Raw genomic sequence first — 21,065 nt, 5'->3', positions numbered from 1 at the left:
CGCGCTCGAACGGACAAGAATCAGCGCATGACCGACGACGTGTGGCCCATAGGGCAGGGCGAGTCGCCACACTTGGGGAGCTTCAACGGGATCGGGTTCGGCCTCAAGGGGTTCACCCGCGTGGACGAGAACGGGCGATGCTTCGCGACGCGCTGGTTCATGGTGGTCTATCTGCCCGTAGCGCCGCTGCGGCGGTACTACCTGACGGAGGGCAAGGTCACGCACGAGGTCTCGCGGACCACGACGCGGTACGTCCTGCATGGCCAGTCCCGCCTGCGGTCGGGCGAAATCCTGCGGACGTATGCCTTCTGCTGGCTGCTCTGCCCCGTCGTCCTGGGGCTGCCCCTCCTGCCGCTCCTGCGCTACGCGAACCAGGACGCCCCGTCCCTCTGGGTGCTGGTCGGCGGCTTCCTCGGGTGCGTGGCGGCCGGTTCCGTGACCCTGGCGGTGCTGCACACCGCCTACCGCAGACGGTGGGCGCCCTTGCGCACCGCGCGCTGGGTCACACCCCCGCTAGCTCTGTAGCCAGACGTGGCAAACCGAACCCTCGGGGGATACAAGGGCGTAGACGCTGTTCGCTCCTGAACCTCGATGGAACCCGAAGTCTCCCGCTCGGTGAGTCCAGCCGCGCCCCTGGGCAGCGACTGCCGCGCTCGTACCCCACATTTTCTCCATGGGCAAGCGCGTGAACTGATTTTGCTCGGAGAAGGTCTCCATCTCGGAGCAAGAGGCGTCGAACGTCAGATACAGCGGATAACCCTCCAATTCACTGTTGGCCGAGTACTTCACGCGCCGCGCATTTTCCGGCACCTCTATGCGGTGATCACGCAGGGCCTTTTCAAGAGAGACGTTGACATCGGTGTTGGCATACTGATGGGGGAATTTATCGTCGGAGCAACCCGCGACAAGCAGTGTCGCGCAACTGACGACAACCAGCAGGACCGCCGCACGGTGACGCTTCGGCATGTGAGTCAGCTCATCCGATCTGATAGGTCTCATGACCGACCACGTCGAAATCACGCGCCAGGCCAACGGTATTGAGATGAGCAAGGTCGTTCTGGGAGATCTTCACCGGCCCCTTCCCCACATCGGAACGATGGTCGCCGCCGGCAGGGTTTCCCCAGTTGTATCGCTTGTAGATGTCGACCGTCACCGTGCCCTTCAGAACGCCGTTATCGTCCACTACATCGCCTCTTACCCGATATTGGTAACCATTGAGGGCGTAGTACCAATCGCGCACCTTGGGGCTGTCGCCCCCGGGGCGACTCAAGTGCTCATGCACCGCGTCGGTCTTCCACCCGCTGTCGAACCTTCCGGGCCTTATCTCCTGCGCGACCGCCTTTTTCAGCTCCGGCAGATCGTTCATCATCTGAGCGGGGTTGATCGTAGCGGCCTCACCACTGTTCGAGAGCCAGTGCTGGAAAAGATCGGACGCCATTTTGTTGTCCTGCCACGCCATGTAAGGCAGGGCGACGGTCGAAGCCATCAAGAAAGTCCGGCGGTCGCTCGCCCCGGGCTCCGCGCTCCCCCATTCCGGTCGGTTCAGGTCCTCGCCCAGCACCGGCGGGTACTCGAAGAGGTCGTATCGCGCCTGATCCAGCGAATCATACGTGGCGTGCCCCGGGTTATGCGGGTCGCTTCCGTGGGACCGGGACAGCGCGATGGCCGTGGATTGGTCGATCACATTGGCTTCCCAGAGGCAGGCACTGATCTGATGCGCGTACCCCTTCTCCTCTTTCCTGGTCTCCGCGGTTTCGTTGACCGGCTCGCCCGGCGCCGTGCGCATGGACACGGTGACGCGGCTCTCACCGCTGTCCGCGATGACGAAACCCTTCTTGCCGGCCGAGTCGATCAGGCGTGAGATCTTCTGCTGAAGGCGGACCAGTTCCCGGTGGGCGTCATCGAGGACTTGATAGATGCTGCTGGCCTCTGCGTGCAGATCCTCGAACTCTTTTGCCGTCTTGTGGATGAAGCCACGGGAGACGGTGGCATTCACGCCTTTCCAGCGTGCGCGATCCGCCTTCGCCTGCAGCCCGTCCCGGGCATCCGTGGCCAGGGTTTCAAGATCCTGCACCGCTTTCTTCCAGTGTCCGACCGCCGTGCCGAGGCTCTCCAGATCTGCTTCCGCCAGGTCTCTGTAGCCGATCCCCATGACGCCCCCGTTTACTTGAAGTACTCGTTCAAGCGCGACGCGGGCACCGTCAGCCCGTCCTTGCCCCGCAGATCGGCGGCGATCTTCGCATCCTCCTGGTCAAAGAGCTTCTGGCTGTAATCCAGGTGGTTGGAAATATTGGCGCATGCCTGCATAACCGTTTTGACCTGCATCGACCATGTCCTCAGCGTCTTGTCCAGCGCACCGGCCATGGCGAATCCACGCCTTTTCAGGCCGGCTGCCGCCTGCGCTGTGGAGCTGTCCCCGTGCTTGTCGGTCCCCATACCGGCCAAGTCGGCCTTGGCCTTCAGCTCCGCGTGGAGGCGGAAGGCTTCGGACCCAACGGCGCCCAGGTCGTCCCGATGCACCACGATGCCGTCTTCGGGTAATCCTCCCCCCGATCCGGCGGAGTCGAGCTGGATCTTCTCGGTCGCCGACTTCTTCAGTTGCTCCCACTCGTGCCAGGTCATGACACCCCCGTGTCTGAAGATTCGCTCCCCGAGCACAGGCCGAGACGGTGACCGCTATTGTCCTGACCTGCCCCCTTGCGGCCATATTGGCACAGAGGTCTCTGAATCCAGTCGTGCGCCGACGGAATCCGGCCAGTCAAAGCCTCGCTCACCGGCCGGCGGCCGGGGGGACCTTCGGGACCGGCAGCAGGGGGAGCCTCAGGGCGCCGAAGGCGTGGGCGGGGACGGCCGGGGTGTGGGGTGGGATCGGGGGGAGGCGTTTGTAGGGGGCGGTCTGGGGTGGGCGGGGGTCCGGTTCGCCCTTGTTGGGCCACAGGGACATGGCGCGCTCGGCCTGGGCCGTGATGGTCAGGGACGGGTTGACGCCCAGGTTCGCGGAGACCGCCGCGCCGTCGACGACATGGACGCCCGGGTGGCCGTACAGCCGGTGGTACGGGTCGATGACGCCGTGCGCGGGGTCCGGGCCGATCGGGCAGCCGCCGAGGAAGTGGGCGGTGAGCGGGGTGCCCATCAGCTCGCCGACGTTGCTGCCGGGGAAGCCGTTGATGGACTCGGCGAGGTGGCGGGCGGCCTCCGCGCCCTCGGGGATGTGGTCGGGGTTGGGCTCGCCGTGGCCCTGCCGAGCGGTCAGCAGGCCCTTTCCGATCCCCTTGGGCTTGCGGTAGGTGGTGAGCGAGTTGTCGTGGGTCTGCATGACCAGGCCGATGATGGTGCGCTCGGACCAGCGGCGGGTGGACATCGAGCGCGCCGCGAGGGTGGGGTGCCGCAGGTTGTTCGCCAGGAACCGCAGCCAGCGCGGCAGCCGGCCGCCCTCGGGGATCTGGAGGACGGACAGCAGCCCCATCGCGTTGGAGCCCTTGCCGTAGCGGACGGGCTCGATGTGGGTGGTGTCGTCGGGGTGGATGGACGAGGTGATCGCCACCCCGCGCGTGAAGTCGGCCCGCCGCCGCCCCGGCCGGACCTTGCGGTAGCGGCGGTCCGTGGTCTGGGCGCCCACCAGGGCCTCGGAGTTGGTCCGGGTCAGCATGCCGAGCCGGTCGGAGATCCTCGGCAGCAGGCCCTTGTCCCGCATGGTGTGCAGCAGGGACTGGGTGCCGTACGTCCCGGCGGCCAGCACGACCTGGCGGGCGCGCAGCACGCGCGGCCGGGCCTTGCGGCGCCGGTCGGTGGGGACGGTGGTGACCCGGTAGCCGCCGCGCCGGTCCTCGCCGACGGCCACGACGGTGGTCATGGGGTGGACGACGGCCCCGGCCCGCTCGGCGAGGTGGAGGTAGTTCTCGTTGAGGGTGTTCTTCGCGCCGTGGCGGCAGCCGGTCATGCACTCGCCGCACTCGGTGCAGGCCCGGCGGGAGGGGCCCGCGCCGCCGAAGTACGGGTCGGGGACGCGCTCCCCCGGCGCCGCCGTGGCCGTCCCGTCGGCGTCGTCGCCGTCCCCGAAGAACACGCCCACCGGCGCCATGTGGAAGGTCTCGCCCACCCCCATCCGCTCGGCGGCGGCCTTCAGGTGTTCGTCGGAGGGCGTCATGGTCTTGTTCAGGCGCGCCCCGAGCATCCGCCGTGCCTGGTCGTAGTAGGGCGCCAGCTCCGCCCGCCAGTCGGTGATGGCGCCCCACTGCGGGTCGCGGAAGAAGGGCTCGGGTGGTACGTAGAGGGTGTTGGCGTAGTTGAGGGAGCCGCCCCCGACCCCGGCGCCCGCCAACACCATCACCTTGCCCAGGACGTGGATGCGCTGGATGCCGTAGCAGCCCAGGGCCGGGGCCCACAGGTAGTCGCGCAGGTGCCAGGAGTTCTTCGGCAGCGTCTCGCGGGTGAAGCGGCGGCCCGCCTCCAGCACCCCGACGCGGTAGCCCTTCTCGGTCAGGCGCAGCGCCGTCACCGAGCCGCCGAAGCCCGAGCCGACGACGATGACGTCGTAGTCGTAGGCGTCGCCGTCGTGGGCCTCGCGGTTGTGGGCGTCGCCGTCGTGGGCATCGCGGTCGTGGGCATCGCCGTCGTGGGCCTCGCCGTCGTGGGCATCGCCGTCGTGGGCATCGCGGTTGTGGGCATCGCGGTTGTGGGCATCGTCCACAGCAGTAACTCCTGTCCCCTCGCCGCGCGCCGTCAGCGCAGGCCCAGCGCCTTCATCGCGCGCAGGCTGCGGGTCATGAACGCCGCGTACTTCTCGTCCGTCATCCCGAAGGCCGGGCCGAGCGGCAGCAGCCGCTGGTGCGCGACCGTCTGGGCCTCGGTGAACTTGAGGATCCCCTCCGCGCCGTGGCGGCGCCCCAGCCCTGAGTCGCCCATCCCGCCCAGCGGCGCGCGGACGCTGCCGTACGCCGCGCCGTAGCCCTCGTTGACGTTGACGGTGCCGGCCCGCAGCCGGGCGGCGACCGCGCGGCCGCGCCGGCCGTCCTTGGTCCAGACGCTGGCGTTGAGGCCGTACGGGGTGGCGTTGGCGCGCTCGATCGCGTCGTCCTCGTCGGCGAAGCGGTAGACGGAGACGACCGGTCCGAAGGTCTCCTCGGCGCACACCGCCATGGGCGGCTCGACCCCGTCGAGGATGGTCGGCTCGTAGAAGTACGGGCCGATGTCGGGGCGGGCGCGGCCGCCGGTGAGCACCGTCGCGCCCTTCTCCCGGGCCTCGTCGACATGGCGTACGACGGTCCGGAGCTGGCGCTCGCCCGCGAGGGAGCCCATCTCGGCGCCGTAGGCGAGGGCCGTGCCCAGGCGCATGGCCTTGGTGCGGGCGACGAACCGCTCCAGGAAGGCGTCGGCGATCGACTCGTGCACGTAGAGGCGCTCGATGGACTCGCACAGCTGCCCGGCCGAGGAGAAGCAGGCCCGCACCGAGCCCTCGGCGGCCTTGTCGAGGTCGGCGTCCCCGAGGACCAGCATGGCGTTCTTGCCGCCGAGTTCGAGGGAGCAGCCGATGAGCCGGGCCGCCGCGCGCTGGGCGACCTCGCGGCCGGTGCGGGTGGAGCCGGTGAAGGACACGTAGTCGGCGTGCTGGACGACGGCGGGTCCCACGACCGGCCCCTCGCCCAGGACGATCTGCCACACGCCCTCGGGCAGCCCGGCCTCGATCAGCAGCTCGCGGGCCCACAGGGCGGTCAGCGCGGTCTCGGTGTCCGGCTTCATCACGACGGCGTTGCCCGCGACGAAGGCGGGCAGCGAGTCGCCGACGGACAGCGACAGCGGGTAGTTCCAGGGGGAGATCAGGCCGACGACGCCCTTGGGCTGGCGCAGCTCGGTGACCTTGGTCAGCACGGGCACGGCGCCGGTGTGGCGGCGCGCGCCGAGGTAGGCGGGGGCCCTGCGCCCGTAGTGGCGGGCGGTGAGGGAGACCTCCTGCACCTCCTCGTGGGCGTGCAGCCGGGTCTTGCCCGTCTCCACCTGGATCAGGTCCAGCACCTCGGACTGGCGGCGGATGATCAGGTCGTGGAAGCGCAGCAGTACGGCCGCGCGCCGGCGCACGGGCGTACGGGCCCATGCCCGCTGGGCCACGCGGGCGCGCTCGTACGCCTCGGCGACGTCCTCGGGGGTGGACTCGGGCAGCTCGGCCAGGACCTCCCCGGTGAAGGGCGTGTGGCTGGTGGTGCTGCCGCTGCCCACCACGCCGCGCGCCAGCCGGGCGACCAGCTCGGGGGTGGCGACGTGGGCGGCGGTGCGGGCGCCGGCGGGGGCGACCGGGTTGCCGTCGGCGGGGGCGTGGGCCTTGCCCTGCGGCGCCTCGGCCTTGCCCTGCGGTGCCTGTGCGCTGTCCTGCGACTCCGTCATGGGGGCGAGCGTAGGCGCGCCCGGCCGGTTTGGGTACCCGTCGGTAACCCGCTTTCACGGCTCACACACAATCGCGCCAGCGGACGCTGGCGCGATGGCGTGCGGGTCGCCTCAGGGGGCGGCCTTCTTCAGGTCCTGGATCTCCAGGTGCTTGACGACCTCTTCGTAGAGCTTGTCGCCGGTCTTACGGGCCTCCCCCTCGGCGGGCATGGTCACGACCAGCTGCCAGCGCGTCTTGTCGGAGTCGACATAGATGTGGTTGCGGTCGAGGTAGGGGATGTAGTCGTCGCTGCTGCTGCCGAAGGGGCGGTAGGTGGTGTTCACATCCGCCGCCGGCTGGCCCTGCTGGGAGGATTCCGCCTGCGTGCTCTCGGCGTCCGCGTAGTGGGCCTGGCGGCTGTCCTTGTAGACCGCGATCGTCTGCTGGACCGCGTCCTTGAGTCCGGTGACGTCCCCCTCGCCGTCCTTGACGGCCCGGAGCAGATGGATGGTGTAGACGCCGCTGGGGTCCTTGAAGGTGACGGCCTGGTTGTCCTTGTCGCTGTCCTCCAACACCCGCTTGTAGTCCTCGGGGACCGCCAGCGACGCGGCGACCACCTCGCGCTCGTCCCGTACCGTCCACCCGTCCGGAATGCCGCTCCCCTCGCTCGCGAACGGCTTCATCAGCACCAGCACGAGCACGGCGGCCACCGCCAGCACCACGCCGCCAAGGCCCCACTGCGCCTTGCGGTTCTTGTGCAGGACCGGCGGTACGAAGCGGCTGCCCGCGCTCTGCCGGCCATCCCCGCCCGCGCCCTGGGCCTGGGCGTACGGGTTGGCCGCGAGCACCGTCGGGATCGGCTGCGGGGGCCGCACCACCGACTCCAGCGTCTGCCGCGCCTCGGCCGCCGTGGGCCGGGCCGCCGGGTCCTTGCGCAGCAGTTGCATGATCAGCGTGCCGAGCGCGCCCGAGCCGCGCGCGGGGGTCTGCGGTTCGGCCGACAGGATGGCCTGCAGGGTCGCGGGGGCGTGCGAGCGGCGGAACGGCGACATGCCCTCGACCGCCGCGTACAGCACCACGCCCAGCGACCACAGGTCCGACTCGGGCCCGGGCCGCTGGCCCAGCACCCGCTCGGGCGCGATGAATTCGGGGGAGCCGACGAACGCGCCGGTGTCCGTCAGCCCCTGCTCGCCCTCCACCTGCGCGATGCCGAAGTCGGTCAGCACCACGCGGTCGTTGCGGCCCAGCAGGACGTTGTCCGGTTTGACGTCGCGGTGCAGCACCCCTGCCTCGTGGGCGGCCGTCAGCGCGCCCAGCACCGCGACGCCGATCCGGGCCGCCTCGCGCGGGTCCAGCGTGCCCTCGGCCAGCCGGTCGGCGAGCGTGTCGCCGCGCACCAGCTCCATCACCAGCCAGGGTCGGCCGTCCTCGACGACGACGTCGTACACGGACACCACGGAGGGGTGGTCGATACGGGCGGCGGCGCGCGCCTCGCGCTGCATCCGCTGGTACACCTTCTGCCGCTCGCTCTCCGGCAGGGTGTCGGGCACGCGCGGCTCCTTGACCGCGACATCGCGGTCGACGACCTGGTCGTGCGCCTTCCAGACCGTGCCCATGCCGCCGTGGCCCAGGCGCGAGACGAGGCGGTAGCGGCCGCCGACGACGCGGCCGACGTCGGGGTCGGCGGCCACGGCGGGCGCGGGCGGTGACGTGCGGGGGTCGGGGCCGGCCTGGCCGGGGGCGGCCTGGCTGGAGGCAGCCTGGCTGGAGGCCGGCGGTTCGGAGGCCGGCGGTTCGGAGGCCGGCGGTTCGGAGGCCGGCGGTTCGGAGGCCGGCGGTTCGGAGGCCGGCGGTTCGGAGGCTGCCTGGCCGGAGGCCGGCCGGCCTGAGTCGGGAGGCCCGGCAGCAGGCCGGCCGGCGGCGGCCCGGCCGTCCAACTGCGTGGGCTCGTACGGAAGGTGCGGGCGGTCCTGGGGGTCCGCCCGACGCGACTCCTGAGCCGGCGCGCGAGGCGGCACCTGGGGCGGCACCGGTGCGGTCGGCGCCTGCGCGGCCGGCGGCGGAGCGGTCTGCGGCGGGGCGGTCTGCGATGGCACAGTCGGCGGCGACGCCTGCGCGGCCGGGACCTGCGCGGCCGGGACCTGCGCCGTCCGGGCTTGCGGCGGCCGCAGCTCATAGCTCGTGGGCTCGTCCGCCCGTCCCCCGTCGTTCGTCATGGCTCCATGATTACCTGGTCCGGTCCACGGCCCGCCACCGGCTCCGGGGCGGCAGGGGCCGCTCGTGACAAAGCCGTTGCGGTGCTGTTCAGTTCTGGTCGGCGGGCCGGGAGAAACTGTCGACAGCCGTGTCGAAATGCTGTTTTCCCTCGGATTTCTTCCCTACCGGGGCGGACACCCACACGTCGTACATCTTGCCCGCCTCGTCCCAGGTCAGGTCGTATGTCTGACGCGATCCGCCGTCGTCGGCCGAGCCGTTCCAGATGAACGCCCACAGCGCGGCGGGCAGCCCGTCGCGCTGGGTCTCGATGACCTGGCCGCTGCGGTAGCCCGGGTAGTCCTGCGGCCCCCTGGCGTCCGCCTCCCGGCTCAGCCGCAGCGGGCCCTTGGGGTCCCGCTCCTGGACGTGGATCCCGATCCGGAACTCCATGCCTGGCGAGTTGTAGTAGACGCGCGGGCCCTTGACCACGCGGGAGTAGCCCTCGGGGACGGCGATCGAGAAGCCGAACGGGTCGTCGACCAGCTCGTAGCCGGCCGGGACGGCGGACTTGGAGGGCGGGGCCGACGACTTGCCCGACGGCGAGGGCTTCGACGGCTTCTCGCCCGGGGTTTTCGTGGCGGTGGCCGTGGCGGTGGGCTTGTCCCGGCTCCCGCCGTCGCTCGCGGTGTCGTCCCCGTCCCGGTCGAACGCCAGCGCCGCGATCCCGGCCCCGATCCCGGCCAGCGCCACCACGGCGACGGCCGCCACCTGCGCGGTACGGCGACGCGGACCCCGGCCGCGCGGCGCGGGGGTGGCCGGGGTGGCGGGTGCGACGGGCGTGGCGGGGCCGACGGGCGTGGCGGGGGTGGCCGCTCCCGGCGGAGCGGCACCGCCCGCACCGGGCCCGCCCGGGCCGGCCCCGGCGGCGCCACCCGGCCCGGCCCCATGCCCAAGATCCTGCCCAGGACCATGCCCGGGACCCCGCCCCGGCCCGTGCCCGCCCGGGCCGCCGCTGTCCGGGCCCCGCGCCTGCACGGCGGGCTGCGTCGGCGTGTACTCCAGGGGTATCTCGGGGGTGTCCCCCGGCTCCAGGCACCTCCGCAGCATCCGCGCCGCCTCGTCCCCGGTCAGCCGCAGGTCGGGATCGCGCCGCAGCAGCCCCTCGATCACCGGCCCCAGCAGCCCGGCGGCCTCGGGCGGCCGTATCTCGTCGAACACCACCGCGTGCAGCACCCCGCCCAACGAGTCGCGGCGGAACGGCGATTCGCCGCTGACCAGCGTGCACAGCAGCACACCCAGCGACCACAGGTCCGACTCCGGGCCCGTGCGGCGCCCCGACATCCGCTCGGGCGCGGTGTATTCGGGCGAGCCGACGAACGTCCCCGTCTCCGTGATCGTCGTGCTGCCCGCCACCTGGGCGATCCCGAAGTCCGTCAGCACCACCCGCCCGGTGCCCGACTCCATCAGCACATTGGCCGGCTTCAGATCCCGGTGCAGCACCCCGCGCGCATGCGCCACCTTCAACGCGTCCACCAGCGCGACCCCGATCCGCGCCGCCTCACGCGGCCCGACGGGCCCCTCGGCGGCCAGCCGGTCGGCGAGCGAGCAGCCGTCGACCAGCTCCATGACGATCCAGGGACGGTCGCCCTCCTCCACCACGTCATGCAGGACGATCACGTTCGGATGCTTGATCTGCGCCACCGTACGGGCCTCGCGCAGGGTGCGCTCGTGCTGCACCTGGACGTCCAGGGCCGACATCCCGTCAAGCCCCTCGTCGTGGTGCAGCTCCTTGACCGCCACATCCCGGCCCAGCAAGGTGTCCACGGCCCGCCACACCGTCCCCATGCCGCCGCGCCCCAGCCGTGACACCAGCTGATAGCGCCCGGCCAGGAGCCGGCCACTTCCCCCGAAGCTACCCATGGCCTCATCTTGCCCCACGCCCCCGATGCCCTCCGCCCCGGTCCCGCCCGCCCTGTGGTGAACTGCCCTCCATGGAAGCGGTCCTGGCCAGCGTCATAGCCGTGCTCGGCACGGTGTTGGGTTCCGGCGTCACCCATGCCTTCCAGCGGCGGTCCGCCGACCGGAGCGAGCAGTTCGCCCGGACGGAGCGGCTGCGGCAGGAGCGGATCGACGCGTACTGCGCCTACGCGGGGGCGCTGCTCAACTACCGCCGGGTGCTGGTCCAGCGGTGGTTCGTGCAGCACGAGAACCGGCCCGACGAGGACACCCCGGAGCTGCGGGAGCACGTCTACGAGTTGCGCTACGCGGCGCAGGAGGCGATGTTCCGCGCGCAGATGCTCTCGGACGACCCCGCGCTCGTGGAGCTCTCCGAGCGGCTCCTGGCGCACGTGACCGAACTGCACCACGCCGGGGACCGCGACCGGCTCGACGAGCTCCGCGAGCGGTCCCGGCAGGGCGTCCGCGACTTCATCGCCGCCGCGACGCCGCACGTCCGCTGAGGTGGCGTACGTCCGCTGAGGCCCCGCGCCTCCGCCGCGACGCCACGCCCCCGCCGAGGTGGCGTACACCGGAAACCTGACAGAAGATGACAGGTACGTTCCCTACGGTCGGCCCCATGAGCGACTCCCTCCCCCGTGTCACCCCCGCCCAGCGCCGCGCCCGCCTCGGGCGGCGGCATCTGCTCGCGCCCTCCGCGCGGGCGGCCACCGTCGAGGAGGTGGCCGACGCGGTCGTCGGGCTGCACGCGACCGATCCGGCCACCGTGTATCTGTCCGCGTGCGCGCGGCTGCGGGAGCCGGGGGCGGGGAAGGTGGAGCGGGCGCTGTACGAGGACGTGTCGCTGGTCAAGCTGTTGAGCATGCGCCGCACGATCTTCGCCGTGACGACGGAGCTGGCGCCGGTCGTCGGGTCCTCCACCGCGCGGGCGATCGCGGCCCGGGAGCGGGCCACGCTGCTGAAGCATCTGCGGGAGCGCGCCGAGGAGCACTGGGACGAGGCGCGGCTGGCCGAGGTGGAGAAGGCCGTGCTGGCGGCCGTGGCCGCGCGGGGGGAGGCGACGACCGCCGAGGTGGCCGAGGACGTGCCCGCGCTGCGTGAGCGGATCGTGATGGCCCCCGGCAAGCCGTACGCGGCGCGGCAGACCGTGGGCAGCCGGCTGCTGCGGCTGCTCGCCTCCGACGGCCATCTGCGCCGCTGCCGCCCGCGCGGCTCCTGGACCAGCAGCCTCTACCCGTGGGCCCCGGCCCCGGCCCTCCCCGACCTGCCCGTCCGGGAGGCGAAGGCCGAGCTGGCCCGCCGCTGGCTGGCGGCGTACGGGCCCGCGACCGAGGCGGACCTGAAGTGGTGGACGGGGTGGACGGCGACCGACACCCGGCGGGCGCTGGCCGACATCGGGGCGGAGGGCGTGGCGCTGGAGGAGGGCACGGGGTACGTGGTGCCCGGGGATGTGCCCGGGGATGTGCCCGGTGTCGGCGGGCCGGCCGGGGAGGACGAGCCCTGGGCCGCGCTGCTGCCCGCCCTGGACCCGACCGCCATGGGCTGGCAGTCCCGCGGCTGGTACCTCGACCCGGACCATGTGAAGCCGCTCTTCGACCGCAGCGGCAACATCGGCCCCACGGTGTGGTGGAACGGCCGCGTCGTCGGCGGCTGGGCCCAGCGGGCCGACGGCGAGGTGGTCTGGCGCGCGCTGAGCGACGTGGGCCGGGAGGGGGCGGCCGCTGTGGAGGCGGAGGCGGCGCGGCTGAGCGGGTGGCTGGGGGAGGTCCGGGTCACGCCCCGGTTCCGTACGCCGCTGGAGCGGGAGTTGACCTCCTAGGCCGGGGGTGTCTCCTGGGGGGCAGCCTCAGGGGAGTACGGGGGATTTCCCCAGCCCGCCGGTCCACCGATCGGTGGACGGCAGGTTCAACCTGACGCCTCTGTCCGCCAACCGCCCTGGTCAACAAGGCTTTCGGGCATGAATTCACTCACTGTGCGCGCCGCTCGCTGGAGCGCGCGGCACCCCTGGCGGGCGGTCGTCGGATGGCTTGTGTTCGTGGCGCTGTGCCTGGTCGTCGGCGGAGCCGTCGGCACCAACAGCGCCACGACGGCGGACTACCGGGTCGGCGAGGCGGGGCGGGCGGAGGCCATGGCGGCCGAGGGGCACCTGGAGCGCCGCCCCACCGAGCAGGTGCTGATCTCCGCCCGCCCCGGCGGCGCCCTCGACGGCCAGGCCGGCAAGCGGGCCGCCGAGGCGGCCGCGCGGGACCTCACGGCGCGGATGAAGCAAGTGCCCGAGGTGGCGAGCGTGGCAGCGCCGCTGTGGTCCGGCGACGGCCGGATCCTCATGGTCGAGGTGGCCATCAAGGGCGAGGAGCTGGACGCGGACGCCAAGGTCGGCGCGCTGGTCGAGCAGACCGAGGCCGTGCAGAAGTCCCACCCCCGGCTGCTGCTCGAGGAGACCGGATCCCCCTCCACCAGCAAGGGGGTCGATCAGCAGCGCAACGACGACCTGGCGCTGTCCGAGAAGATCACGCTTCCGGTCACGCTGATCACGCTGCTGATCGCCTTCGGCTCGGTCGTCATGGCCACCGTGCCGCTGCTGCTCGCCCTGTCGTCGATCGCGGCGGCGATCGGCCTGTCGATGGTGGTCTCGCACGTGTCCCCCGACGTCGGGGTGGGCACCAACGTGATCCTGATGATCGGCCTCGCGGTCGGCGTCGACTACACCCTCTTCTACCTCAAGCGGGAGCGCGAGGAGCGGGCCCGCGCCGGCGGCCGGCTGAGCAGCGAGGCGCTGGTGGAGCTGGCGGCGGCCACCTCGGGCCGTGCGGTGGTGGTGTCGGGTCTCGCGGTCATGGCCTCCACGGCGACGTTGTATCTGGCCTCCGACGTGATCTTCTCCTCGCTGGCCACCGGCACCATCGTGGTCGTCCTGGTCGCCGTGGCCAGCTCCCTGACCGCGCTGCCCGCGCTGCTGGTCGTGCTCGGGAAGCGGGCGGAGCGCAAGGCGCTGCGCCGGGCGGAGCGCGGCAAGCCGGCCCGGCGGACGCGCGGCGAGGGCGGTGGCCGGATCTGGGCGGCGCTGCTGCGTCCCGCCGCCCGGCACCCGCTCGCCACGCTCTGCGTCTCGGTGCTCGCCCTGCTCGCCCTCGCCGTTCCGCTGGGCCAGCTGAAGATCACCGAGATGAGCCGGGACACCCACTCCCGCGCCATCCCCGCCATGCGGGTGTACGACCGCCTCAACGACGCGTTCCCCGAGCGGAGGGTCACCCACGACGTGGTCGTACGCGCCGACGCCTCGCGCACCGAGGAGGTCACCGGGGCGCTGCGCAGGCTCGCCGGGCTGGCCGACCGCGATCCGCTGTTCGCCGACGGCTCGCGGATCGACACCTCGGCCGACCACCGGATCAGCGTCCTGCGGCTGAAGGTGCCGTACCTCGGCAACTCCCCCCAGGCCGAGGCCTCCCTCGACCATCTGCGCCACGACTACCTGCCCGCCACCGTCGGCCGGATCGAGGGCGCGGAGTACGGCGTCAGCGGCGACGTCGCCCGCTACGCGGACTATCCCGCCCACCAGAACTCCAAACTGCCTCTGGTGATCGGGGCGTTGCTGCTGGTGACGTTCGTGATGACGGTGTACGCCTTCCGCTCCGTCGTGCTCGGCCTGGTCGGTGTCGTCCTGAACCTGCTGTCGGCCGCGGCCGCGCTCGGGCTGCTCGTGCTCGTCTTCCAGAACACCTGGGCCGAGGGGCTGCTGGACTTCCACTCCACCGGCTCGATCGGATCGCGGGTCCCGCTCTTCCTCTTCGTGATCCTCTTCGGGCTCTCCATGGACTACCAGGTGTTCGTGGTCAGCCGGATCAGGGAGGCCGCGCTCGCCGGTGTCCCCACGCGGCAGGCGGTACTCGACGGGCTCCGCACCTCGGCGAGCGTGGTCACCAGCGCCGCGGTCGTGATGACGACCGTCTTCGTGAGCTTCGTCTTCCTGCACATCATCGAGATGAAGCAGATCGGTTTCGTCCTGGCGGCGGCCGTGCTGCTCGACGCCTTCGTCGTCCGCGTCATGGTCCTGCCCGCGGCCCTGCTGCTGCTCGGCGAGGCCACCTGGTGGCCGTCGCGGCCGGGGCGGCGTCCCGCGGCCGTGCCGGACCAGGCGCCTCACGGGCAGCCGGTGGTCGACGTACGTTGATCGGTATGACTGCTCTTGCCGGGCCCTCCGCCGACGCCTTCTGGGCCGCGTCGCTGCGCCGCTGGAACGCGGTGTGCTGGGTGCTGTTCGCCGCGATGGCCGTCGGGCTCGCCGCGATGGACCAGCCCGGCGGGAGCAGGTACGGGGCGCTGGCGCTGCTCGGCTGCGTGGTGCTGTGCTACGCGCTGCTGGACCGCTTCCCCGGCAACCCCGTCGTACGGCCGCACGTCTATCTGTCCGTGCTGGTGCTCGCGCTCGGCGGGCTCGCGTATCTGCGCAGCAGCTACGCGGCGCTGTTCATGGTGACGCTGCCGCACTACTGGATGTTCGGGCGGACCCCCAGGGCCTCCATGGGGTTCCTGGGGCTCGCGACCGCCGCGACGCTGGCGGGGAGCATTGCCCGGCAGGGCTGGTCCCTGGAGTTCTTCAGCGAGACACTGGTGTCCACCCTGATCGTCGTGGCCGTGGGCGTCCTGATCGGCCTGTGGGCCCACTCGGTGGTCGCTCAGAGCGCCGAACGGGCCCGGCTGATCGTCGAGTTGGAGCGGACCCAGGCCGAGCTGTCCGAGGCGCACCAGCGGCAGGGCGCGGCGGACGAGCGGGAGCGGATGGCGCGGGACATCCACGACACCCTCGCGCAGGGGTTCGCGTCGATCGTCGTGCTCGCGGAGGCGGCCCGGGCCCAGCTCGCCTCCGATCCGGCGCGCAGCGCCCAGCAGCTGCGCTCGATCGAGTCGACGGCCCGCGAGAACCTGGCCGAGGCGCGGGAGCTGGTGGGTTCGGCGCAGCGGCGGCAGGACGGTGCGGCGGGCGGCTCGGTGGCGCGGACACTGCGCCGCGTCCTGGACCGCTTCGCGGAGGACACCGGGCTCACGGAGGCCGCCGACCTGGCGGAGGTGGTGTGCGACCAGCAGACCCGGATCGCGCTGCTGCGCTGCACCCAGGAGTCCCTGGCCAACGTCCGCAAACACGCGCGGGCGTCCACGGTCGGGGTGAACCTGACCCGCCGGCCGTACGGGGTGGAGCTGGAGATCACCGACGACGGCACCGGCTTCGACCCGGAGGAATCGGCGGGCTTCGGCCTCGACGGGATGCGGAAACGCCTGGCGGAGCTTGGCGGCCGGCTGACGGTCACCAGCTCGGTCGGCGACGGCACACGGATCCTGGCGATGATTCCTCTGGAGACTGCTGCGGAGATTCCTCTGGAGAATCCTCTGGAGACGAGCGAGGGGGCGGGATGACCGGCGGACGAGTCCGGGTGGTCGTGGTGGACGACCACACCGTGATGCGGGCGGGCGTGGTCGCCCTGCTCGCCGGGGAGGACGGCATCGAGATCGTCGGGGAGGCGGGGGACGGCAGGGCGGCCCTGGAACTCGTCGAGCGGCACGACCCCGATGTCGCGCTCGTCGACCTGCGGATGCCGGTGCTCGACGGCGTGGGGGCGACCGCCGAGATCGTCGCCCGGCACCCGCGCACCCGGGTGCTGATCCTGACGACGTACGACACGGACCAGGACATCGAGCGGGGGGTGGAGGCGGGCGCCATCGGCTACCTCCTCAAGGACACCACCCGGGAACAGCTCGCCGACGCGATCCGCTCGGCGGCGCGCGGCGAGACCGTCCTCGCGCCCCGGGTGGCCGAGAAGCTGATCGCGCGCATGCGCCGCCCGGTGCAGGACCCGCTGACCGCACGCGAGACCGACGTGCTCAACGCGGTGGCCGACGGCCTGACCAACGCGGAGATCGGCAAGCGCCTCGTCATCACGGAGGCCACGGTCAAGACCCATCTGCTGCGGCTGTTCGCGAAGCTCGACGTCAACGACCGGACCAGGGCGGTGGTGGTGGCCATGGAGCGGGGCCTGCTGCGGCGGCCCTGATCCGCCGGACACTCCCCGGAGGCAGACGGCCCTGGAGGCAGACGGCCCAGGAGACGGGCGGACCTGGAGACGGGCGGACCTGGAGACGGGCGGCCCAGGAGACGGGCGGACCTGAAGACAAGCAGCCCCGGAAACAGGGGAAAGGAAGCCGCCCCGCGGCGGGGGTCCACGGGGCGGCAGCTGGGGGGTGGCGGCGGCGCGAGTGGGCTAGGCGGCGACCTTCCAGGTGCGGGAGCCGGTCAGCAGCTTGCGCACGGCGGGGTCCTTGACCGCCGTGGTGTTGTCCGTGGCCGTGGCGGTGACGGTGTGCGTCCTGCCGTCGGCGGCGACGCCGAGGGAGGCCGGGGTGACCGACTTCTTGCCGCGCGCGGCGGTCACCTCCTTGCCGTCCACGGACCACTTGACCGACGCGGAGGACGGGAGGGTGACCTTGATGGCCGCGTCGCGCTTCACCGCGGTGTCCGTGCCGGTCGGGCTGGAGAGCACCTTGGCGTGGCGGTAGAAGCCCGCGATCATCGCCTCGCGGCCGGGGAGGCTGAACTCCTGGCCGAGCGTGCGCATGATCGAGTTCTCGGTGGGGCGGTTGATGCCCTTGGGGTAGTAGCGGCCGCCCTCGAACGCGCCGACCTTACCGCCGTCGGGCGAGGTCTGGCCGATCCAGCGGTACCACTTCTTCTGCTGGGAGGTCAGCTGGGCCGCCGTCAGCTTGGTGGCGTTGGACTCGCTGGGCTCGGCGCCGGTGTAGGTGCCGTACTCGGCGTAGAAGTACTCGTCGGCCAGCTTGCCGAGGGAGTGGCCGGTCTCGTGCACGGCGACCTGGTCGGAGTCGGCGTGGTCGGAGGAGGCGGTGGCGATGCCGTCGTAACCGACCTGGGAGGTGAGGGTGTAGCCCGCGCCGCCGTACTTGGTGGAGTTGGAGAGCACGACGACCAGATCGGCCTGCGGGGCCTTGGCGGCGTACGACTCGACCTTGTCGGTGTCGACGCACAGCAGCCGCTCGATCCCGTCGCACCAGAAGTACGACTTGAGGGCGGTGTCCCGGACGACGTCCTTGCCCGGGTCGCCGGAGACGCCGGACTGGTTGGACACCGCGTCCACCGCCCAGACGTTGAACAGCTGCTTGTACGAGAAGTACGGCTCGACGGCGGAGATCTGCTCCCACTTGGACCGCACGTCGGCGTGGAAGTCCTCCTGCTGGGCGGCCGTGTAGCCGTCGCCCACGAACACCACGTCGAGCTTGTCGGCGACCGGGCCGGTCTGGATGACCGAGCTGACGTCGCCGTCGGCGGCGGCCTCGGACGCGGAGAGGGCGCGGTGGGCGCGGGCCAGGCGGTCGGGGGTGGCGGCCGGCACCTCGGTGTGGCGGGGGTGGCCGCCGGGGCGGGTGAAGTACTCGACCTCATGGGTGCGCTGGGCGGCGTGCGCCGAGCTGTCATGGGCCCCCGCGAGGCGGGTGGGGGGCGGCTCGGCCGGGGTGGCCGACGCCGTCGCCGCCAGGGCCGACGTCAGGACCAGGCCGCCGGCGACGGCCGCGGTGCGTATGGAGAAACGTCCGGGCAGACGTCTGCGCACGGTGGAGTACCCCCCGGAACTCGGCCTTATAAGCGGCCAGTTAAGCAGGATTAAGTCGCCGCTCAACCTAGGGGTTCCAGGCGCCGTTCGGCAATGGGAATTAGGGAAGTCTCTAGTCGGCGTCCGTGGCCGGCTGTCGTCACCGGTGTCGCGATGGTTGCCGGGAAACCGTCCTGACCAGGTGTTTCATGGTGTGTGGCAGGTGTTTCCCGGTGGGCGGCAGGTGTTTTCGCGGTGTCCGACACGTGGTTCACGAGGTTTCGTCGCGCGCCAGCCGCAGCAGCCGGTCCAGCACCCGGTAGCCGTCCACCCGCAGCGCGTCGTGTTCGTATTCGTCCGTCACCCAGGTGCGCAGGCCCCGGATGGCCCGGGCGGTGGCCAGCGAGTGCCCGGCGTCCACATACAGGTCGTCGTGGTAGATCGCGGCGGCCACCGGCACCGTGTTGCGCGCCAGCCGCTCCGCGTCGTACAGCGGCCCCCAGCCGGTGCGGGCGGCCAGCAGTTCGGCGGTGTCGCGCAGCGGGCGCAGCGCCGCGTGGGTCCGGAGCATCCAGGGGTGGACCGTCTCACCCGTGAACAGCACCGGCCGGTCCTCGGCGATCGCCCGCCCCGCGTCGAACTGCGGGAACGCGGCCCGCACCCGGTGCGCCGACCAGTCGGTGGCGCGGCCGTCCTGGGCGTAGATCGACTCGTGCAACAGCGTGTAGAGCGGGCTGTCGGCGCGGGACAGGACCGCGGCGACATGCTCCCGGAACGTGTCGTTCAGCCGGGGCCCGTCGGCGGTGGGCGCGAAGGCGTCCTCCAGGAGGTAATGCAGCCGGTGGGAGCCGTCGCAGGTGCCCAGCAGGATGCCGAGCTGCTGGAACGCCTCGACGGTCAGCACGGTCCCGTCCGGCAGCACCTCCTCGCGCTCGGCGAGATGGCGCACGATGCGGCGGGCGGCGGCGACGTCCCCGGGGTAACGGTCGTAGTGCGCGAGCGACTTGCGCACCATCCGGGGGTAGGCGGCGCGATAGACGGCGTCGGCGGGGACATCGGACCCCAGCGCCGGCAGACCTCCGGCGATGAGCGCCGTGTCGAGCCCTTCGGGCGCGTACGAGAGGTACGTCACGGCGCAGAAGCCGCCGAAGCTCTGGCCCAGCACGGTCCAGGGCCGGTCGCCGGCCAGCCGCCGCCGGATCAGCTCGCAGTCGTGGACGATGGCGTCGGCGCGGAAGTGCGCCAGGTACTCCGCCTGCTCGGCCGGGGTGCCGCGCAGCGGGAGGGTCTGGCGGTTGGCGGGGGTGGAGCGGCCGGTGCCGCGCTGGTCGAGAAGCAGCACCCGGTACTCCTCCAGGGCGCGGTCCAGCCAGCCGGAGCGGCCCACGGGGCGGTCGGCGCCGAAGCCCGGCCCGCCCTGGAGGTACACCAGCCAGGGCAGACCGTCGCGCCGCGCCTTCCCTGTCTTCTCCTTCCCCGCCTTCTCCGCTTTGTCGGTGGCGATCACCTCGCGGGCGTAAACGGTGATCTGCTCGCCGGCGGGAGCCGTATGGTCGAGCGGTACGTCGAAGTGGTGGTCGGTGAGCAGGAGTCCCGGCTGACGTACGGTCGCCGCCTCGGGCCCGGTCGGCCCCTGATCCATCGTCTTCGACATCTTTCAATCCTCACGTAAATGGACTTAGCTCGGCAATTAAGTTAGCTCCGGGGAGAAGAGGGCACGGTGGGCGAGAGAAGCGCCGGGGACGTACGGACGGCGGAGGGGGCCGCCGAGATCGGGCGCCGGGTGCTCCGGCTGCGCACCGAGCGGGGGTTCACCCAGCGTCAGCTGGCCGAGCCTGCGTATACCGCCGCGTATGTCTCCACCCTCGAGTCGGGCAAGGTGCGCCCCTCCGAGGCCGCGCTGCGCCATCTCGCCGAGCGCCTCGGCGTCAGCTACGAGGAGCTGACCACGGGCCGCGACCCGCGCGACGCGATCCGGCTGCGGGCCGGACTCACCGACGCCCGCAAGGCGCTGGCCACCGGCGACGCGGAGGAAGCGGCCGGGCGCTTCCAGGAGCTGATGGCCGAGGCGGAGCTGCTCGGCCTCCGGGACGAGCGGGCCACCGCCCTGGTGGGGCTCGGCGACTGCGTCCTGGAGACCGGCGAACTGGCCGCCGCGCGCGCCCACTACGAGGCGGCGGAGCGGCTGCTGGCCGACGAGCCGCTGCCCCGGCGGGTCCCGGCGATCCGCGGCCGGGCCGTGGTCCACTTCCTGTCGGGCGAGCTGCGTTACTCCTGCTACCTCCTGGAGAACGCCATCGACGAGCTCAACGCCTCGGGGCTGCACGATCCGAACGCCCTGCTGCTGCTCTACACCGCCGCCATCGCCCCGTACATGGACATGGGCGCCCACGCCCGCGCCGCGCGCTCCGCCGAGCTGGCGCTCGCGCTGGCCCCCAGCGTGGACGACCCGGGGCTGATCGCCCGGATGCACCGCGGCGTGGCCCGCACGCTCATCGCCGAGGGCCGCACCGCCGAGGCGGACGCCTCGCTGGCCAAGGCGCAGGAGCTGTACGAGCAGCTGCGGATCCACACCGACCTGGCGCACTGCCACTGGATGCGCGGCTACGTCCACGCGCAGGACGGCAACCTGGAGCGGGCGGAGCGCGAACTGCGCATCGCCCGGGACATGCTGGCGTCCAAGCGGGCCGCGCTGTACACGGTGCAGGTGGAGGTGGAGCTCGCGGACGTGCTGCGGCGGCGAGGGCGGACGGCGGAGGCGGAGGCCCTGCTGCTGCCGCTGCTGAGGCGGCCTCCGGCGGACGGGGAGGCAGCGGGCGGAGAGGACTCGGCAAGGGGGACGGCGGCGGGCGGGCCGACGGCAGGCGGGCCGACGGCAGGCGGGCCGACGGCAGGCGGGCCGACGGCAGGCGGGCCGACGGCGGGCGGGCCGACGGCAGGCGGGCCGACGGCGGGCC

The 21,065-nt window shown here is 72.2% G+C and carries 16 protein-coding genes; 7 read left to right on the top strand and 9 right to left on the bottom strand.

From position 1 onward, the window contains the following. The first annotated feature begins 27 nt into the window (after window positions 1-27). The gene (locus ABFY07_RS34500; RefSeq protein WP_346178278.1) at window positions 28-525 is read left to right on the top strand and encodes a hypothetical protein; all 498 of its coding nucleotides are present in this window, start codon (window positions 28-30) and stop codon (window positions 523-525) included. On the opposite strand, the gene ABFY07_RS34495 is transcribed toward ABFY07_RS34500, so the two are convergent. From ABFY07_RS34495 to ABFY07_RS34465, 7 genes are all read right to left on the bottom strand, one after another. After that, window positions 514-966, bottom strand: a complete 453-nt coding sequence (locus ABFY07_RS34495; RefSeq protein WP_346178277.1) for a hypothetical protein — start codon at window positions 964-966, stop codon at window positions 514-516. The genes ABFY07_RS34500 and ABFY07_RS34495 overlap by 12 nt on opposite strands. 10 nt (window positions 967-976) lie before the next feature. Further along, window positions 977-2,152: a hypothetical protein gene (locus ABFY07_RS34490; protein WP_346178276.1), complete on the bottom strand. Its 1,176-nt coding sequence runs from the start codon at window positions 2,150-2,152 to the stop codon at window positions 977-979. An 11-nt stretch (window positions 2,153-2,163) separates the two neighbouring features. Next, window positions 2,164-2,622, bottom strand: a complete 459-nt coding sequence (locus tag ABFY07_RS34485) for a hypothetical protein (protein WP_346178275.1) — start codon at window positions 2,620-2,622, stop codon at window positions 2,164-2,166. Between the two features lie 148 nt (window positions 2,623-2,770). Beyond that, window positions 2,771-4,528 carry an FAD-dependent oxidoreductase gene (locus tag ABFY07_RS34480; protein ID WP_346178327.1) on the bottom strand — a complete coding sequence of 586 codons (1,758 nt, stop codon included), beginning with the start codon at window positions 4,526-4,528 and terminating at the stop codon, window positions 2,771-2,773. Between the two features lie 194 nt (window positions 4,529-4,722). Next, a complete protein-coding gene (locus ABFY07_RS34475; RefSeq protein ID WP_346178274.1) occupies window positions 4,723-6,378 on the bottom strand; it encodes a succinic semialdehyde dehydrogenase in 1,656 nt (551 codons plus the stop codon). Window positions 6,379-6,489: 111 nt separating this feature from the next. Then, complete coding sequence (locus ABFY07_RS34470) at window positions 6,490-8,574, bottom strand: serine/threonine-protein kinase (protein ID WP_346178273.1); 2,085 nt, start codon at window positions 8,572-8,574, stop codon at window positions 6,490-6,492. Window positions 8,575-8,662: 88 nt separating this feature from the next. Then, window positions 8,663-10,474: a serine/threonine-protein kinase gene (locus ABFY07_RS34465; RefSeq protein ID WP_346178272.1), complete on the bottom strand. Its 1,812-nt coding sequence runs from the start codon at window positions 10,472-10,474 to the stop codon at window positions 8,663-8,665. A 71-nt stretch (window positions 10,475-10,545) separates the two neighbouring features. On the opposite strand from ABFY07_RS34465, the gene ABFY07_RS34460 reads away from it, so the two are divergent. The 5 genes from ABFY07_RS34460 (at window position 10,546) to ABFY07_RS34440 (ending at window position 16,557) form a co-directional block, all read left to right on the top strand. Beyond that, window positions 10,546-11,013, top strand: coding sequence for a hypothetical protein (locus ABFY07_RS34460; protein ID WP_346178271.1), 468 nt, complete (start codon window positions 10,546-10,548; stop codon window positions 11,011-11,013). Window positions 11,014-11,129: 116 nt separating this feature from the next. Beyond that, the gene (locus tag ABFY07_RS34455) at window positions 11,130-12,329 is read left to right on the top strand and encodes a winged helix DNA-binding domain-containing protein (protein WP_346178270.1); all 1,200 of its coding nucleotides are present in this window, start codon (window positions 11,130-11,132) and stop codon (window positions 12,327-12,329) included. 138 nt (window positions 12,330-12,467) lie between these two features. Further along, window positions 12,468-14,681 carry an MMPL family transporter gene (locus ABFY07_RS34450; RefSeq protein WP_346178269.1) on the top strand — a complete coding sequence of 738 codons (2,214 nt, stop codon included), beginning with the start codon at window positions 12,468-12,470 and terminating at the stop codon, window positions 14,679-14,681. Window positions 14,682-14,686: 5 nt separating this feature from the next. Continuing rightward, complete coding sequence (locus ABFY07_RS34445) at window positions 14,687-15,922, top strand: sensor histidine kinase (RefSeq protein WP_346178268.1); 1,236 nt, start codon at window positions 14,687-14,689, stop codon at window positions 15,920-15,922. Next, window positions 15,919-16,557: a response regulator gene (locus ABFY07_RS34440; RefSeq protein WP_065960842.1), complete on the top strand. Its 639-nt coding sequence runs from the start codon at window positions 15,919-15,921 to the stop codon at window positions 16,555-16,557. Before ABFY07_RS34445 ends, ABFY07_RS34440 begins: the two co-directional genes overlap by 4 nt. A gap of 207 nt (window positions 16,558-16,764) precedes the next feature. Here ABFY07_RS34440 and ABFY07_RS34435 read toward each other — a convergent pair whose 3' ends face one another. Then, window positions 16,765-18,129: a M64 family metallopeptidase gene (locus ABFY07_RS34435; RefSeq protein ID WP_346178267.1), complete on the bottom strand. Its 1,365-nt coding sequence runs from the start codon at window positions 18,127-18,129 to the stop codon at window positions 16,765-16,767. Window positions 18,130-18,379: 250 nt separating this feature from the next. Beyond that, window positions 18,380-19,762 (bottom strand): alpha/beta fold hydrolase, encoded by a 1,383-nt coding sequence (locus ABFY07_RS34430; RefSeq protein WP_346178266.1) that lies wholly within the window; start codon window positions 19,760-19,762, stop codon window positions 18,380-18,382. A gap of 66 nt (window positions 19,763-19,828) precedes the next feature. On the opposite strand from ABFY07_RS34430, the gene ABFY07_RS34425 reads away from it, so the two are divergent. Further along, on the top strand, window positions 19,829-21,065 hold a 1,237-nt coding region (locus ABFY07_RS34425; protein ID WP_346178265.1), incomplete at its 3' end, for a helix-turn-helix domain-containing protein.

Origin of the sequence: Streptomyces sparsogenes subsp. cuspidosporus (genome assembly GCF_039532705.1) — a bacterium.
Classification (GTDB): domain Bacteria; phylum Actinomycetota; class Actinomycetes; order Streptomycetales; family Streptomycetaceae; genus Streptomyces; species Streptomyces sparsogenes.
This window is presented reverse-complemented; position numbering and strand designations above follow the sequence as displayed.

What these genes read in the sequence shown, in the direction of transcription:
- ABFY07_RS34430 (WP_346178266.1), bottom strand. Translation starts at nt 19,762, where the DNA reads ATGTCGAAGACGATGGATCAGGGGCCGACCGGGCCCGAGGCGGCGACC.
- ABFY07_RS34445 (WP_346178268.1), top strand. Translation starts at nt 14,687, where the DNA reads ATGACTGCTCTTGCCGGGCCCTCCGCCGACGCCTTCTGGGCCGCGTCG.
- ABFY07_RS34490 (WP_346178276.1), bottom strand. Translation starts at nt 2,152, where the DNA reads ATGGGGATCGGCTACAGAGACCTGGCGGAAGCAGATCTGGAGAGCCTC.
- ABFY07_RS34500 (WP_346178278.1), top strand. Translation starts at nt 28, where the DNA reads ATGACCGACGACGTGTGGCCCATAGGGCAGGGCGAGTCGCCACACTTG.
- ABFY07_RS34460 (WP_346178271.1), top strand. Translation starts at nt 10,546, where the DNA reads ATGGAAGCGGTCCTGGCCAGCGTCATAGCCGTGCTCGGCACGGTGTTG.
- ABFY07_RS34470 (WP_346178273.1), bottom strand. Translation starts at nt 8,574, where the DNA reads ATGACGAACGACGGGGGACGGGCGGACGAGCCCACGAGCTATGAGCTG.
- ABFY07_RS34495 (WP_346178277.1), bottom strand. Translation starts at nt 966, where the DNA reads ATGCCGAAGCGTCACCGTGCGGCGGTCCTGCTGGTTGTCGTCAGTTGC.
- ABFY07_RS34455 (WP_346178270.1), top strand. Translation starts at nt 11,130, where the DNA reads ATGAGCGACTCCCTCCCCCGTGTCACCCCCGCCCAGCGCCGCGCCCGC.
- ABFY07_RS34485 (WP_346178275.1), bottom strand. Translation starts at nt 2,622, where the DNA reads ATGACCTGGCACGAGTGGGAGCAACTGAAGAAGTCGGCGACCGAGAAG.
- ABFY07_RS34440 (WP_065960842.1), top strand. Translation starts at nt 15,919, where the DNA reads ATGACCGGCGGACGAGTCCGGGTGGTCGTGGTGGACGACCACACCGTG.
- ABFY07_RS34465 (WP_346178272.1), bottom strand. Translation starts at nt 10,474, where the DNA reads ATGGGTAGCTTCGGGGGAAGTGGCCGGCTCCTGGCCGGGCGCTATCAG.
- ABFY07_RS34475 (WP_346178274.1), bottom strand. Translation starts at nt 6,378, where the DNA reads ATGACGGAGTCGCAGGACAGCGCACAGGCACCGCAGGGCAAGGCCGAG.
- ABFY07_RS34450 (WP_346178269.1), top strand. Translation starts at nt 12,468, where the DNA reads ATGAATTCACTCACTGTGCGCGCCGCTCGCTGGAGCGCGCGGCACCCC.